This is a genomic window from Brevundimonas mediterranea (genome assembly GCF_014196125.1).
GTDB lineage: Bacteria > Pseudomonadota > Alphaproteobacteria > Caulobacterales > Caulobacteraceae > Brevundimonas > Brevundimonas mediterranea.
The window spans coordinates 42,139-56,606 of the sequence record NZ_JACIDA010000002.1 but is presented as its reverse complement, the minus strand read 5'-3'; the positions used below and the strand labels follow the sequence as shown (position 1 = coordinate 56,606).

The 14,468-nt window shown below is 66.5% G+C and carries 10 protein-coding genes and 1 riboswitch; of the genes, 6 read left to right on the top strand and 4 right to left on the bottom strand.

Annotated features, from left to right (window positions below; genetic code table 11):
- Positions 1-8 precede the first annotated feature (8 nt).
- From GGR11_RS09180 to GGR11_RS09170, 3 genes are all read left to right on the top strand, one after another.
- Positions 9-1,448, top strand: coding sequence for a sensor histidine kinase (locus GGR11_RS09180; RefSeq protein ID WP_183196479.1), 1,440 nt, complete (start codon positions 9-11; stop codon positions 1,446-1,448).
- 54 nt (positions 1,449-1,502) lie between these two features.
- Positions 1,503-2,414 carry a DUF1206 domain-containing protein gene (locus GGR11_RS09175; protein ID WP_221205236.1) on the top strand — a complete coding sequence of 304 codons (912 nt, stop codon included), beginning with the start codon at positions 1,503-1,505 and terminating at the stop codon, positions 2,412-2,414.
- Between the two features lie 219 nt (positions 2,415-2,633).
- The gene (locus GGR11_RS09170) at positions 2,634-3,305 is read left to right on the top strand and encodes a DsbA family oxidoreductase (protein ID WP_221205235.1); all 672 of its coding nucleotides are present in this window, start codon (positions 2,634-2,636) and stop codon (positions 3,303-3,305) included.
- Positions 3,306-3,425: 120 nt separating this feature from the next.
- Here the strand turns inward: GGR11_RS09170 and GGR11_RS09165 are convergent, their stop codons facing one another.
- The 4 genes from GGR11_RS09165 to thiC all read right to left on the bottom strand — a co-directional run bounded on the left by GGR11_RS09165 (position 3,426) and on the right by thiC (position 8,850).
- Positions 3,426-4,316, bottom strand: a complete 891-nt coding sequence (locus GGR11_RS09165; RefSeq protein ID WP_183196478.1) for a hypothetical protein — start codon at positions 4,314-4,316, stop codon at positions 3,426-3,428.
- A 260-nt stretch (positions 4,317-4,576) separates the two neighbouring features.
- On the bottom strand, positions 4,577-5,440 hold the full coding sequence (locus GGR11_RS09160; protein WP_281380166.1) for a DNA adenine methylase: 864 nt from the start codon (positions 5,438-5,440) through the stop codon (positions 4,577-4,579).
- A 1-nt stretch (position 5,441) separates the two neighbouring features.
- Positions 5,442-6,869, bottom strand: coding sequence for a hypothetical protein (locus GGR11_RS09155; RefSeq protein ID WP_183196476.1), 1,428 nt, complete (start codon positions 6,867-6,869; stop codon positions 5,442-5,444).
- Positions 6,870-6,939: 70 nt separating this feature from the next.
- Positions 6,940-8,850: a phosphomethylpyrimidine synthase ThiC gene (gene thiC, locus GGR11_RS09150; RefSeq protein WP_425485671.1), complete on the bottom strand. Its 1,911-nt coding sequence runs from the start codon at positions 8,848-8,850 to the stop codon at positions 6,940-6,942.
- Between the two features lie 56 nt (positions 8,851-8,906).
- Positions 8,907-9,015, bottom strand: a riboswitch (TPP riboswitch).
- A 128-nt stretch (positions 9,016-9,143) separates the two neighbouring features.
- On the opposite strand from thiC, the gene GGR11_RS09145 reads away from it, so the two are divergent.
- The 3 genes from GGR11_RS09145 to GGR11_RS09135 all read left to right on the top strand — a co-directional run bounded on the left by GGR11_RS09145 (position 9,144) and on the right by GGR11_RS09135 (position 14,417).
- The gene (locus tag GGR11_RS09145; RefSeq protein WP_183196475.1) at positions 9,144-10,079 is read left to right on the top strand and encodes a nucleoside hydrolase; all 936 of its coding nucleotides are present in this window, start codon (positions 9,144-9,146) and stop codon (positions 10,077-10,079) included.
- Entirely contained in the window at positions 10,076-10,927 is an 852-nt protein-coding gene (locus GGR11_RS09140; RefSeq protein ID WP_246331752.1) for a ribokinase, read from the top strand. Before GGR11_RS09145 ends, GGR11_RS09140 begins: the two co-directional genes overlap by 4 nt.
- 136 nt (positions 10,928-11,063) lie before the next feature.
- Positions 11,064-14,417, top strand: coding sequence for an autotransporter domain-containing protein (locus GGR11_RS09135; RefSeq protein WP_183196474.1), 3,354 nt, complete (start codon positions 11,064-11,066; stop codon positions 14,415-14,417).
- The last annotated feature ends 51 nt before the right edge of the window (positions 14,418-14,468 follow it).

Below are 14,468 nucleotides of genomic sequence, written 5' to 3'. Positions count from 1 at the left end.
ACGCCGCAATGACCGAAGCGGGGGCTGGGGCGCGGCGGACGCCGCCTGGCGGCTGGGGCCGCTGGTTCGGGCGGCCCGGCAAGTCGCTGACGCGGCGGCTGATCTGGCTGGCCGCCGGCTGGATTCTGCTGGCCCTGGTGGCGACCGGTTTCGTCCTGACCAACCAGTTCCAGGAATCGGCCCTGCGCCGCCTGGGAAACGTGCTGAGCGAGACCACCGACGAGCTGGTGGTGCGCACGGTGACGGCGAGCGGCAAGGTTCTGACGCCCCAGATCATGGACGCCCCCACCCTGCGGGTGTTTTCCGGCAAATACTGGATGACGGCCGAGCCGACCCCGGCCGGGGGGCTACGGATCATCACCCGCTCGGACTCGCTGTACGGCGAGGACCTGACAGTGCCGACGGACCTGCCGGGGCGGCTGGACGACGCCTATGGCCAGACCATCACCTATAACGCCACAGGCCCGGCGGGCGAGCCGCTGCGGGTGGCGGCCAGCATGAAGTCCCTGCCGGGACGGACCACGCCGGTGGTCTTCTTCGCCGCCATCGACCGGTCCAACGTCGACGTGGACACCCGCCAGTTCGCCACCCTGACCTGGGTCGCCCTGCTGATCCTGGGCTTCATCCTGGTGTCGGCGGTCTTCATTCAGGTTCAGGTGGGCTTGCGGCCCCTGTACGATCTACGTAACGAGATCGCGGCCGTGCGCCACGGCCAGGCGGCGCGGATCGAACGGTCCTATCCGCTGGAGATCCAGCCCCTGGCCGAGCAGGTCAACCGGCTGCTGGACCATAACCAGGAGGTGGTCGAGCGCCAGCGCACCCATGTCGGCAACCTGGCCCATGCGCTGAAGACCCCGATCTCGGTCATGCTGGCCGAGGCGGGGACTGCGGAAGGCCCGCTGCCCGAACTGGTGCGGCGCCAGACCCGGGTCATGCAGGGCCAGGTCGACCACCATCTGCGCCGCGCCCGCGCCGCCGCCCGCGCCGCCCACGGCCTGGGCGAGACCACGCCCGTGCCCGAGGTGCTGGACGAGCTGGCGGTCATGATCGAGCAGGTCTTCCGCGACAAGGGCGCCGAGATCGACTGGCGCGCGCCCGACGACCTGGCCTTCCTGGGCGAACGTCAGGACCTGCAGGAGATCCTGGGCAATCTGATCGAGAACGCGGCCAAGTTCGCCATGCGGCGGGTGCGGGTCTCGGCCGGGGCCAGCGGCCTGGGCCAGATGATTGTGGTGGTCGAGGACGACGGCCCCGGCCTGCCTGCCGACCAGCGCGAGACGGTGATGAAGCGCGGCGCCCGGCTGGACGAGAGCGCGCCCGGCTCGGGCCTGGGTCTGTCGATCGTCGAGGACCTGACGCGGGCCTATGGCGGGCGGCTGACCCTGGGCGACAGCGAGATGGGCGGGTTGAAGGTCGTGCTGGAGCTGCCGGCGGCGCAGGCGGCCTAAAGGGAGCTATCGGTGGGCGGGCGCGTTGAACCGCTCCGCCGCGCTGGAGCCGTCATGTCCGCCCCCCGTCTTCGTCACGCCGCCGCCGGCTTCGGCCGGACCATTCGCAGCCGTATCCCCGCCACGCGCCGCATCCCCAAGCTGACGACCCTGATCGAGGGGGCGGCGCGGGTCGGCTATGGGGCCCGGGGCTTCGTCTATCTGTCGGCGGGGGCGTTGACCCTGCTGGCGGCGACCGACAGGATCGGCGACGCGGTCGGCACGGGCGGGGCGGCGGGCTGGCTGGCGGAGCAGCCGTTCGGGCGGGTCTGGCTGGTGCTGCTGGGCCTGGGCCTGTGGGCCTTCGTCGGCTGGCGGCTGTTGCAGGCCGTGTTCGATGCGGACCATGAGGGAACCGACCTGAAGGGCTGGGCCACGCGGGCGGGCCAGGCGGCCAGCGGCCTGTTCTACGGCCTGCTGGCGGCGGGGGTGTTCGAGTATCTGGACGAGGCGGGCGAGGCGACCAGCCAGGCGGCGGAACGGGCCGAGAGCATCGCCGAAAACCAGGAGAAGGCGGCCTGGATCCTGGACCTGCCGTTCGGCGGCCTGCTGCTGATCGCGGCGGGGCTGGTGGTGCTGGCGGTCGGCGTCGGCAATATCGTCAGGGCCTTCCGGGACGACTTCGACGCGGCCCTGGCCTGTCCCGAGGCGGTGCGCCGGCCGGCGACGGCCCTGGCGCGGGCGGGGTATGGGGCGCGGGGCTTCGCCTATCTGCCGCTGGGGGTGTTCGTGGTTCTGGCGGGGCTGCACGCGCGCTCGGGCGAGGTGACGACGACGGCGGCGGCGCTGGACGCGCTGGAGGCCCAGCCCGGCGGCTCGTGGATCCTGGGCCTGACGGCGGCGGGGCTGATGGCCTTCGGCGCCTTCGCCTTCGTGGAGGCGCGCTGGCGCCGGATCCGGTCGCCGCGGGATCTGAAGGTCGGCTGAGGCCCGCTGTCTCCTCCCTGCGCAGCGGGGAGGTGGCGCGGCGCCCTTCGCGCCGTGACGGAGGGGGTCTTTACCGCATCCCCGGCGCCTGTGCGGCGTCCAGAGCCCCTCCACCCCTTCGGGGTCCCCCTCCCCATTTCATGGGGAGGAGACAGTCTGGCGTTCGGGGGGCTGCTTCCCATATTCTGGCAACACCCGCTGTTCCAGAAGGCCCCCGCCATGACCCAAGCCGTGCCGATGAAGACCCTGAAGATCGACTTCGTCTCCGACGTGGTCTGCCCCTGGTGCGTGGTCGGCCTGGGCGGGCTGGAGACGGCGCTGGCCAGGCTGGAGGGCGAGGGGATCGGCGCCGATATTGCGTTTCAGCCCTTCGAACTGAACCCCCAGATCGCGCCCGAGGGCGAGAACATCGTCGAGCATATCGGCCGCAAATACGGCGCCACCCCGGAACAGTCGGCCGCCAACCGCGCCATGATCCGCGACCGCGCCGCCGAGGTCGGCTTCGACATGCGCATGACCGACGACAGCCGCATCTGGAACACCTTCGACGCCCACCGCCTGCTGCACTGGGCCCACGAGACCGCGCCGGAGAAGCAGAAGGCGCTGAAACAGGCCCTGTTCACGGCCCACTTCACCGACAACCGCAACCTGACCGACGCCGGCGTCCTGACCACCGCCGCCGAGGCCGCCGGCCTGGACCGGGCCGAGGCGGGCGAGGTCCTGGCCTCGGGCCGCTACGCCCAGGCCGTGCGCGCGGCCGAGGACCTGTGGCGGTCGCGCGGCATCAGCTCGGTCCCCGCCGTGGTGGTCGAGGGCAAATATCTGATCAGCGGCGGCCAGCCGGCCCAGGTGTTCGAAGAGGCGCTGAGGAAGATCGCGTCGGAGGTCTAGGCGCGGGTGATCCTTCTCCCCTTGCGGGAGAAGGTGGGCGAGCGAAGCTAGGTCGGATGAGGGGTTAGGCCGTCACCGGATGGCCGAGATTTCGAGGCCGAACCGACCCCTCATCCGACCCTAAGGGCCACCTTCTCCCGCAGGGGGAGAAGGAAGAGGGGTTTCAGACTCCGCGGCCGAAAAAACACCGTCTGAATTGTCTATTCTGTCTGAAATCACCGCCGGCTCCAGGTCGTCCAGCGCGTCGATCCGGGCCATCAGGGCGTCGCGGCCGGCGTAGTCGCCGGGCTTCAGGGCGGCGGCTTCCTGGGCGATGACGCAGATCTGCTGGGCGAGGGCTTCGGCGCGCGCGGCGAGGTCGGGTTCCTTCGGGGCGGGCGGCGGCGCTTCCGGCGGCGCTTCCGGCGTGGGGGGCGCAGGCGGCGGGGCCGGCGACACATCCCGGGCCAGGGCCGTCAGACCCAGGTGCAGGCGCATCCAGCGCGCCGCCTCGACGGCGCGGCCGGCCTCCAGCGCGCGGTTCAGCCGCATCCGGGCCATCTCCGCCATCCGGCCATAGTCGGCCGGGCCGTCCGCCGCCTCGTTGAGGTCCAGCGGATCATAGGGGGGATCGACCTGGTCCATGCGCCGCCAGCCCTTGTCCCGGGCGCGCAGGCGGAAGGTGCTGACCCCCATGCCGTAGCGGGCGCTGACCGTCTCGGCCGTGTCGCCGGCCAGATAGTCGTCGCGCGCCGCCGCCCACGCCTCGTCCGAGGCCCGGCGATAGCCGCCGCCCCGGTCATAGGGATCGCGCACGGGCCGCCCGTCATACAGCGGCCGCGTCTCGTGCGACGCCTCATCCCGCGGCGCCTCGTCCTGGGACGCCCCATCCCAGGAGGGTCGGCGCGGCGGATCGACGAAGTCCTCGTTGGTCAGGCGCCGGTCGAAATAGTCGCCCCCGCCGTCGCTCTCGCCATAGCCCCCGCCCTCGCCCTCGTCCCCATAGGGCCGGCGTCCCTCGATCCCATCCATACGCCCCTCCCGGGCCGATCCGCCCCGGAACGGGACCGGGGGATTATACGGCGGCGGGAAACCGTGCTGGGTTGATTGGCGCGCGAGCCGGAAAAGCTGAATATATTCAGAGGTCGGAACGACGGAATTAGGAGCGCTGAGGGGTGATCCCGCTTTTGCCGCCCCCGGCCGCCTCCCTTCCTTTCGTTATCCTCCGGGCCGCTGCTGGCGCGTTCGGTCCGACGAGGAGGACTAATGTGCGATGACGGCGAGGATGGCCACTAAGCCAAGCTGACAAGTGGCAAATCCATAACAGTTTCGGCTACGCGCCTGTTGAAGCCCAACGGTGAAACAAGAAGTTCCTTTTTGGCTCCTGCTGCCCGGGCGCTATGATAAAGCGAGATTATCGACGACGGAATATTTCTGTAAAGGTATTCAACCTTGTGGTCGTAGTCATAGCTAAGAAGCCAGTGCGCTCGAGAATTAATCAATCCTTTTCGTAGCCTGTAATGGTCAAATACTTTGAAATAGTCCCGATAAAATTTCTTGCCATTCGAAAAATAAGGCGGATCTGCGTAGATAAAAATATTCGGACCCGCTTCCGATATTGCCGCGATGCCGTCCGAGTTTGAGACGGTCACTCTAGGACCGATCAGGCTTAGCGCACGGATCTGACTTGCGAGGGCCCGAGCATTATAGCGGCAATCGATTGGGTAATCTGACGCTTGAGATCGTCCACCAATAGGGCCAGCGCCGACAATGCCCGAGTAACTTGTTCTGTTTAAAAAAAGAAAGGCGAAACCTTTATCCAGCGTGCGGAAATTCGATTCCCCTCTGTCGGATAGAACAGCTGTCTGTCGGTCGAATTCATCTAAGGTCGCTTTGGTGGAGTAGACACGATCTATGAGCTCGTCGGTGTTGTCAAAAGCAGATTTCCAAAAGCTATATAGTCCAGGATCGATCTCATATAGATAGGCGTGGTCAACGAGATTTTTGCTAAGCAAATGGCGAGAAACCGCAGCAGAGCCTGCAAAAGGCTCGCAAAACGCAATACCTACCAAGCAGTTCGTTTCAATAAACTCTGCCACATAGGCTGCCAAGTTCGATTTCGCTCCGGGATATCTTAGAGGTCCTTCGCCACGCATTTTACGCCCACTCGTCTTTCACGATCGTTTCTATTATAGGCCTGATCCATGGTTTAACTTGGATCAGACCCTCCTTGTTCATTACACCGAATCTGTTGTGAACGATGTTGTCGAGGTCGTCCTTAACTGCGGAATTCTGAAACCGTGCGAGCTGTTCGGCTGTCTTTTTGTCTTTAAAGACAGCATTGGAGGTAGTGGACGCAAAAATTATCATCGACTTGAGCCCCTCCTTCTGCCCTGCGGATCGTTTGTATTCATTGAACTTTCCGCACCGCTTGAGATGTTCGCGGAGAACTTCCTCAAGTAGCGATCTGAGGAGCATCCCTGCTGCGATTGGAAACAGCTTGTAGTTTATCTTGGCTATTTCGAAAGCCAAGGCGATGATCTTCTGATCAAGGCCCGAGGGAACCGTGAAACTCTCGAAAAACTCGTCTGGTTTTTGAGGGGGCTTTGGCGGTGGCGGTGGCGGTGAGGGTGGTGGCGATGGAGGAGATGGAGGTGACGGTGGAGATGGCGGCAACGGCGGCGGCAAAGTGGCTTTTTCGATCCGCTCTCTCTCAGCGATTAGCTCGGCGTGCTCTTTCTGGAAATACTCTAAGATCGATTCGCTAGCGGTACCGCGTGTTGTGAGTTGTGGCTTGCCAGTGATCGCCTGAGGAATGAGTGCGTCTCGCGCAAGCTTCTTCAAAAATCGATCGACGATACCGGCATTGTATTTGGGATTTCGACGACCTTCACTGTCAAAGACGTCGCCAACCAGTTCCTTCACAGCTGTCCGTTCGAAAGGGTACAAGAAGGGTGTGACTGCCAGTTCTTCTCCGCTTAGAATCTGCCGCTCTTCTGGGGTCCAAGTCAGACTAAGCATCTGCTTGTAGATGTTGTACCGTCGAATGAATTTCCGAACTTCGCTCGGTTCTGACCCGAGATCGACAGCGATATCTGTGATGGTCTGACCCGTAGCGTACCGGGTAAAAGCGTACCGGTATTTGGCGAGTGGGGACCATCCTTTGCGCGCGCTGAAAGCGTGAATTTGTGCAATCAGGTGATCCGCAGCATGGCGATCAGGTGCCACGACGGCCTCAATGCTCCCAAGTTGCTCACGCAACTCGTCAGCCGCGCGGGGGAATCGCGACGTGAAGGGCTCGGGTATTAGCGAGGGGTCGAGCAGCATCTGCATTGCTGCGACACGTCGATTTCCCTCCAGAACAGTCAGTGAGCCATCGATGTCGCCAACGATCAGCAGGTCGTGCGGAAAGACGCCATCTGACCGAACGATGCTGTGCGCGAGGCGCATAACGTCCTCGTGCTCCAATAGCATAAGGCGGATGTCATCCTGTGACATCCCGTCTGCTTCTATACGCGGGTTCCGTTCATCGAGAAGAACAGCCAGCGGATTAATTTCCGCTCGGTCCCAAGCCGAAAAATCCAAAACAAGTCTCCCTCGCCCCGAGCACAACCTTAGAGTTGAATGCTAATGTCTCGTCAAGGAAGAGCGCCACTCACACCTTCACCTCCACCACCCCGCCCCCGGCCCTGAACTTCGCGCTCATCTCCGCCATCCCGGCCTCCGCATCCACCAAGCTCGCCCCCGCATCATTCTGCGCCATGGCATCCCTCCGGATGTCCTGGCTGATCTTCATGCTGCAGAATTTCGGGCCGCACATGGAGCAGAAGTGGGCGGTCTTGTGGGCTTCCTTGGGCAGGGTGGCGTCGTGGTATTTGCGGGCGGTTTCGGGGTCGAGGCCCAGGTTGAACTGGTCCTCCCAGCGGAACTCGAACCGGGCGCGCGACAGCGCATCATCATGTAGCCGGGCGGCGGGGTGGCCCTTGGCCAGGTCGGCGGCGTGGGCGGCGATCTTGTAGGTGATGACGCCGTCCTTGACGTCCTGACGGTCCGGCAGGCCCAGATGCTCCTTGGGCGTGACGTAGCAGAGCATGGCCGTGCCGAACCAGCCGATCATGGCCGCCCCGATGGCGCTGGTGATGTGGTCATAGCCGGGGGCGATGTCGGTGGTCAGCGGGCCAAGCGTATAGAAGGGCGCCTCGTGGCAGTGTTTCAGCTGCTCATCCATGTTCGCCTTGATCTTGTGCATCGGCACATGGCCGGGGCCTTCGATCATGACCTGGCAGCCCTTGGCCCAGGCGATCTTGGTGAGTTCGCCGAGGGTCCGCAGCTCAGCAAACTGGGCCTCGTCATTGGCGTCGGCGATCGAGCCGGGGCGCAGGCCGTCGCCCAGGCTGAAGCTGACGTCATAGGCCCGCATGATGTCGCAGATGTCCTCGAAATGCTCGTAGAGGAAGCTCTCCTTGTGGTGGGCCAGGCACCACTTCGCCATGATGGAGCCGCCGCGTGAGACGATGCCGGTGACGCGTTTCGCCGTCATCGGCACGAAGGGCAGGCGCACCCCGGCGTGGATGGTGAAATAGTCGACGCCCTGTTCCGCCTGTTCGATCAGGGTGTCGCGGAACACCTCCCAGGTCAGGTCCTCGGCTATGCCGTTCACCTTCTCCAGCGCCTGATAGATGGGGACGGTGCCGATGGGGACGGACGAGTTGCGGATGATCCAGTCGCGGATGTTGTGGATGTTGCGGCCGGTCGACAGGTCCATGACATTGTCCGCGCCCCAGCGGGTGGCCCAGACCAGTTTGTCGACCTCGTCGTCCACCGACGACAGGACGGCGGAGTTGCCGATGTTGGCGTTGATCTTCACCAGGAAGTTGCGGCCGATGATCATCGGCTCGACCTCGGGGTGGTTGATGTTGTGCGGGATGATGGCGCGGCCGCGGGCGATCTCCTGGCGGACGAACTCGGGCGTCACGAAGTCGGGGATGGATGCGCCGAAGTCTTCGCCGTCGCGGATGCAGGGGGCGGACTGCTCGCGGCGCAGGTTCTCGCGGATGGCGACATATTCCATCTCGGGCGTGATGATGCCGGCCTGGGCGTATTCGTACTGCGTCACCGGGCGGCCCTCCACGCCCTTGAAGACGCGGTGGTGCGAGGTGTCGAACCGGGGGGCCAGGTTCTTGCCGCTGGCGTGGCCGTTGTCTTCCGGCTTGACCTCGCGCGGGTTCGCGACCGGGGCGATGTCGCCGCGATCCAGCTGCCAGGACGACTTCACCGGCGGCAGGCCGCGCTTGATGTCGATGGTCACGGTCGGGTCGGTGTAGGGGCCGGAGCTGTCATAGATGGTCACCGGCGGCTCATTGGCCGACGGATGGACGGCGACCTCGCGGAAGGGGACGCGGATGTCGGGGTACAGCTCGCCGGCGACATAGACCTTGCGCGACCCGGCGCGCTCGCCGGTGGGGATGGCGCCGGTTTCTCGCATCACCTGCTCGCGGGCGTCTTTCAAGGCCAACTCGACGTTGGGTTCCTCGGGCAGGGCGGGCGGGGTGACTTGGATGTTCATGGCGGCCTCAAACGGTTGAGGTCCGCCGACGTCGGGCGAGACGGTCCTGTCTTGAGGACCAAAAGCGTTTCCCATCCCTTCGCCGGCATGACCCGGATCAGGTTCGACGGGTCAGGCGGCTACGCCAATCTCAGCCGCTCGATTGCGACCCCCCGGAGAACGAGGCTCAGGGTGACGCCGGGGGAGGCGGACGTCAAGCGGGCGCAAGCGTGGCTGGAAAAGGCGTCGGATTTGCGTGGGATAAGCGGTGAAACGGACTTGCCCGCCGGCGTCCGGAGCGTCAAACGAGGGGCGTGTCTATTCAGTCCCTGATCATCGATTGCGACCCCGGCGTGGATGACGCCGTGGCGCTGTTCCTGGCTTTTGCGGCGGCCGAGCCGGCGCTGCTGGCCGTCACCACCGTGGGCGGCAACGTCCCTGCGCCCCTGACCCAGCGCAATGCGCGGATCGTGCGCCAGATCGCCGGCCGCGAGGACGTGCCGGTGTTCGGCGGCGCCGAACGGCCGCTGAAACGGCCGCCGGCCGGGGCGGGCGACTTCCACGGGGCGGAGGGGCTGGGCGACCTGGCGGTGTTCGAGCCGACCGGCATCATCGGCGACGGACCGGCGGTCAACGCTATCGTCGACCTGGTGATGAAACGCCCGGCCGGATCGGTCGTCGTCGCCGTTCTGGGGCCGATGACCAACCTGGCCCTGGCGATGAAGCGCGAACGGCGGCTGGCCGAGCATCTGGGGCCGGTCGTGGTCATGGGCGGGGCGCGGTCAGAGGGCGGCAATATCACCGCCTCGGCCGAGTTCAACATCTGGGCCGACCCGGATGCGGCGGCGGTGGTGTTCGGCTCGGGCTGCGAGGTGATCGCCTTCGGCCTGGACGCGACCCATCAGGTGCGGGCGACCGAGGCGCGGATCCGCGCCGTCGAGACGATCCGCACCGACCCGGCGCGCACCGTCGCCGCCCTGCTGCGCTTCTCGCAGCGGGTCGAGCGGCAGGCGACCGGAGCAGACGCCCCGCCCCTGCACGACCCCTGTCCCATCGCCTGGCTGATGAAGCCGGACCTGTTCACGCTGAAACCCTGCCGGATCGAGGTCGAGACGGCGTCCGAACTGACGCGCGGCCATACGGCGGTGGAGTTCCGCGTCGACCCCGCCACGGCGCGGCACCGCTGGGCTGTGGCGGCGGACGGGCAGGGGGTGTTCGACCTGCTGACCGAGACGCTGAAGGCGAAATGATGCGGATCACCGTCGTCGGCTCGATCAACCTGGACCTGGTGGCGACGGCGCCCCGGCTTCCGGCGCCGGGCGAGACGGTGACTGGGGCCAGCCTGGCCCGCTATCCGGGCGGCAAGGGCGCCAACCAGGCCTACGCCGCCGAGAAACTGGGCGCCGAGGTCAGCCTGATCGGGCGGGTCGGGAACGACTCCCTGGCCGGCGAGGCCCTGGCCCTGATGTCGGACCTGGGCGTCGATCTGGCGGGTGTCGAGACGGATGTGGCGGCGCCGACCGGCGTCGCCCTGATCGCCGTCGATCCGACGGGCGAGAACCAGATCGTGGTCGCGGCCGGCGCCAATCACCTCGTTACACCGGAGCAGTTGCCCCAGCGGATCGAGGGCGCACTGATCGTCCAGCTGGAGCTGCCGGTCGAGACGGTGGAGGCGGCGGTGGGCAGGGCCACAGGCTTCGTCTGCGCCAACCTGGCCCCCGCCGCGCCAGTGTCGGAGATGCTGCTGCGCCGCGCCGACCTGATCGTCGTCAACGAGACCGAGGCCGCCTTCTACGGCGACGGCCTGCACCGCGGCGGCGGCCGGGTGGTGGTGACCAAGGGCGCGAAGGGCGCAGCCATGTACCAGCGCGGCGTCGAAATGGCCTGGGCGACCCCGCCGTCAGTCGAGGCGGTCGACGCCACCGGCGCCGGCGACGCCTTCGTCGCGGCCATCACTGTGGCCCTGCTGGAAGGTCTGGAGCCGACGCAGGCCCTGCGCTTCGCCTGCGCGGCCGGGGCCTTTGCGGCGACACGGCCCGGAGCCCAGCCGTCGGCGCCGGAGCGGCATGAGGTCGAGGCGTTGCTGGCGGGTCAGTAGGCGTAATCGCGCTCAAGCTGTGCTGTACTGGGTGTAACGTTATTGACACAAATCGGTCCAAGCCGGTCTTAGGTCTATTGCAGTCGGGAAATAATGCGGCACGGTGGCTCCCAGGATTTTTGAGGGAGTACACGGCATGATTGAACGCAGCGGGATGGGACGACGGCGCTGGTTGGCCACGGCGTCGGTGATCGGGCTGATCGCGGCGGCGGGAACGGCGGCGGCCGAGGTGCCGAATGACAACTTTAGCCCAAACGCGCCGCCGGTCCTGGCCGACCCCGATGCGATCAACGGCATCGGCAACATCATCGTCGACACCGGCGGCGGCTCGGTGGGGGTCTGCACCGGCAGTCTGATCAATCCGCGCACGGTGCTGTTCGCCGCCCACTGCGTCAACGACCTCCCCGACTTCGCCTACGGATCCCAGGGCCTCGGGAGGCCGATCAGCATCGGGTTCAAGGGCGACGCCTTCGATGGCATCCTGAACTGGATCACCAGCGGCGACTACGCCACCAGCTATATCGACCAGCATTACAACATGAGCCGGGTCTTCTATGATCCCCGCTCGCTGGAGGACGCCCAGGGCGGCGGCTTCTATGAAGGCGATGTCGCCATCGGCGTGCTGGATTCGCCGGCCAAGGGCGTGCCGACCTGGGCCATGCTGTTCTCGCCGCTGACCGGCGACGAAGACCGGCACGTGATCACCGGCGGCTACGGCGCCAGCGGCACCGGGTCGCTGGGGGCGGTGCAGGGCATCGATTTCCGCCGTCGGGCCGCCGAGAACATGATCGGCGCCTTGACGTCGCTGGACGACATCGACCTGTTCCTGTTCGGCGACGGCGCCCAGGGCGGGCTGAGCCAGAACCTCTATATGGTCGATTTCGACGATCCGGCGGGTACGGCGACCTTCGACTTCAACATCTTCGGCGACGACGTGGCGCTGGAGAACGAGGGCATGACGGCGGGCGGCGATTCCGGCGGTCCGTTGATCCTGGACCGCGCCTTCGACACGCCCGTCGTCGTCGGGGTGCTGTCGCTGGGTTCGCGCTATTTCAACGGCCAGGGATCGGCCAGCTACGGCACGACGGCGGGCTATCAGCCCCTGTATCTGTTCACCGACTGGATCGTCGCCAACAACCCCTACAAATACGTCACCACGACCGGCGGAAACGGCGACTGGTTCGATCCGACCCACTGGGTCCAGATGATGGATCCGAACTACAAGATCATCGACGCCAACGGCAATCTGGTCACGGGCCTGCCCGCCACGCCGGCCGAGGGCGTGGATTCGCGCGGCGGCGAATGGGGCAGCATCTGCTTCTTCGGCGATTGCGTCGATGCGGGGGAATTGGCCGACTACAACCATGACCGCGAGGACGGCTTGAGCGGCGGCGCTCAGCCGGTCAAGGCCGAGGTGACCGGCGGCCGGACGATCGTCGATATGGGCGGGATCGTCGCGGGCGGGGCCGGCGGGGCGGTCGGCAGTTCACGCGGTCAGACCGCCTCCGGACTGGCGGTGCGGCACGAAGCCTCGGCGGTGGGCACGGCGCCGGGCGCGACCCTGCCGTTCGAGATCGTTCCGGGCGGGCCGGGGTCCACCAATTTCGTGCCTTACAACGTCCAGGGCGATGTGCTGGCCGGCGAGAAGCCGCTGTTCTACGACGTCAACCTGATGTCGGCGGGAACGACGACGCTGAACGCCCCCGCCGTCATCGACCGGTTGACCATCGGGACCAGCGGCGCGGTGCTGAACATCGGCGCGGACGGCCTGTTGTTCGCCCAGAACGACGTCGGCGTCTGGGCCGGTCAACTGAACGTGGACGGCGCCCTGCTGACCTTTGAAATGCTGCTGGCGGGCGGTGTTCTGAGCGGTTCGGGCGTAGTCGACTCCACGGTGCTGACCTCGGCCATGGGCTCGATCGCCCCGGGCGGGCAGGGCGAGATCGGCGAACTGACCCTGTTGAGCGATCTGGTGCTGGCGTCGGGCTCGCGCCTGTTCATCGACATCGGCGGTGATCAATCCGACCGTCTGACCGTGCTGGCCGACAGCTTCGAAGGCACGGCCGGCATTGCCTCGCTGGGCGGGCTGCTGGGGATCAACTTCGTCAGCGCGCCGCGGTTCGGCCAGACCTATACGGTGCTGACGGCCCAGGGCGGCATCGACGGCGAGTTCGACGCCGTGACCGACATCTCGGGTGTGCTGTACCCAGTGCTGGATTACACCACGACCAGCGTGGAGGTGGAGATCGAGGCCGCGTCCTATCTGGACTTCATCAATCCGAATTCGCGCGCCCAACGCACCGTCGGTGGGATGCTGGATGCGGCGCGGGCCACGGATTATGCGGCCCTGGGCGACATCTACGCCCAGACGGACCTGCTGGAAGGCGAGGCCCTGGAGGTCGGGCTGGAAAGCCTGTCGCCCTTCGCCGCCCATTCGGGCGTGACGATGCTCTCGGCCCAGACCGAGGCTCTGCGCGGCGTGGTGGACGGACGGATCGCGCGGGATCGCTCGGGCGGGGCGAGCGAAGGCCTGACCCTGATCGGGTCGGGCGTGGAGGTCGCGTCGCTGGATCCGGCGGCGACGGCCGCAGCCGCCGGCATGGCGACCCGCCAGGCCCAGGAACGGGCGCGCTGGGGCGGATGGAAACAGGGGGTTTCGGCCTATTTCGGCGCCGGCGCCATCGAGGGCGAGGCGGGCCAGTTGCGCGGAACCCTGGCGGACAGCCGCAGCGACGACCAGAGCGCCTGGTATGTCGTCGGCGGACTTGAGCGGACCATTGACGCCCTGACCGTGGGGGCCAGTCTGGCCTATGCCGAGGGCGAGTCCGACTTCGCCGAGGGGATCAGCACGGCCGACAGCCGTCAGGTTCAGGCGACCCTCTATGGGGCGGTGGACCTGGCGTACGGCGCCTATCTGGGGGCCAAGGTCGGCTATGGCGCGGCGGATCTGGACACCGAACGGGCCTTCGCCATCGGCGGCGCAAGTTTCCGCGCCGACGGGGAGACGGACGGCAAGGTGGTCAGCGGCGGGGCCGAACTGGGCTTCAACCTGACGCGCGGCGGGTTGAAGCTGCAGCCGAACATCGGGCTGAACGCCTATTCGGTCGATCTGGACGCCTATCAGGAGACGGGCGGGGTCGCGGCCCTGAGCGTCGCCGACCAGTCGTTCGATTCGCTGCAGCACCATGTCGGGCTGCGGGTCGGCGGCGAGACAAGTCGCGGCCACTGGACCATCAAGCCGGCGCTGGACGTGCGCTGGGTGCATGAGCTGGCGGGCGACGACCGTAATGTCGAGGCCGCCTTCGTCGCGGCCGACGCCTTCGGCGGGGTCTTCGCCGGCGCCAGCAACGACAGCGAATGGGCCGAGATCGGCGGTTCCGTCGCCATCGAGGGCGACCGGTTCGGGGTGACGCTGAAGGCCGCCTCGATGGTGGATCGCGAGGATCTGGACTACCAGACCTACAGCGCCACGGTGACGATGAAGTTCTGATCCGGACGGGTTGGAAAGGGGAAACGGCGGCTCCGCATGGGGCCGCCGTTT

Coding starts and splice junctions, on each gene's coding strand:
- GGR11_RS09180 (WP_183196479.1), top strand. CDS start 9: ATGACCGAAGCGGGGGCTGGGGCGCGGCGGACGCCGCCTGGCGGCTGG.
- GGR11_RS09175 (WP_221205236.1), top strand. CDS start 1,503: ATGTCCGCCCCCCGTCTTCGTCACGCCGCCGCCGGCTTCGGCCGGACC.
- GGR11_RS09170 (WP_221205235.1), top strand. CDS start 2,634: ATGACCCAAGCCGTGCCGATGAAGACCCTGAAGATCGACTTCGTCTCC.
- GGR11_RS09165 (WP_183196478.1), bottom strand. CDS start 4,316: ATGGATGGGATCGAGGGACGCCGGCCCTATGGGGACGAGGGCGAGGGC.
- GGR11_RS09160 (WP_281380166.1), bottom strand. CDS start 5,440: ATGCGTGGCGAAGGACCTCTAAGATATCCCGGAGCGAAATCGAACTTG.
- thiC (WP_425485671.1), bottom strand. CDS start 8,850: ATGAACATCCAAGTCACCCCGCCCGCCCTGCCCGAGGAACCCAACGTC.
- GGR11_RS09140 (WP_246331752.1), top strand. CDS start 10,076: ATGATGCGGATCACCGTCGTCGGCTCGATCAACCTGGACCTGGTGGCG.
- GGR11_RS09135 (WP_183196474.1), top strand. CDS start 11,064: ATGATTGAACGCAGCGGGATGGGACGACGGCGCTGGTTGGCCACGGCG.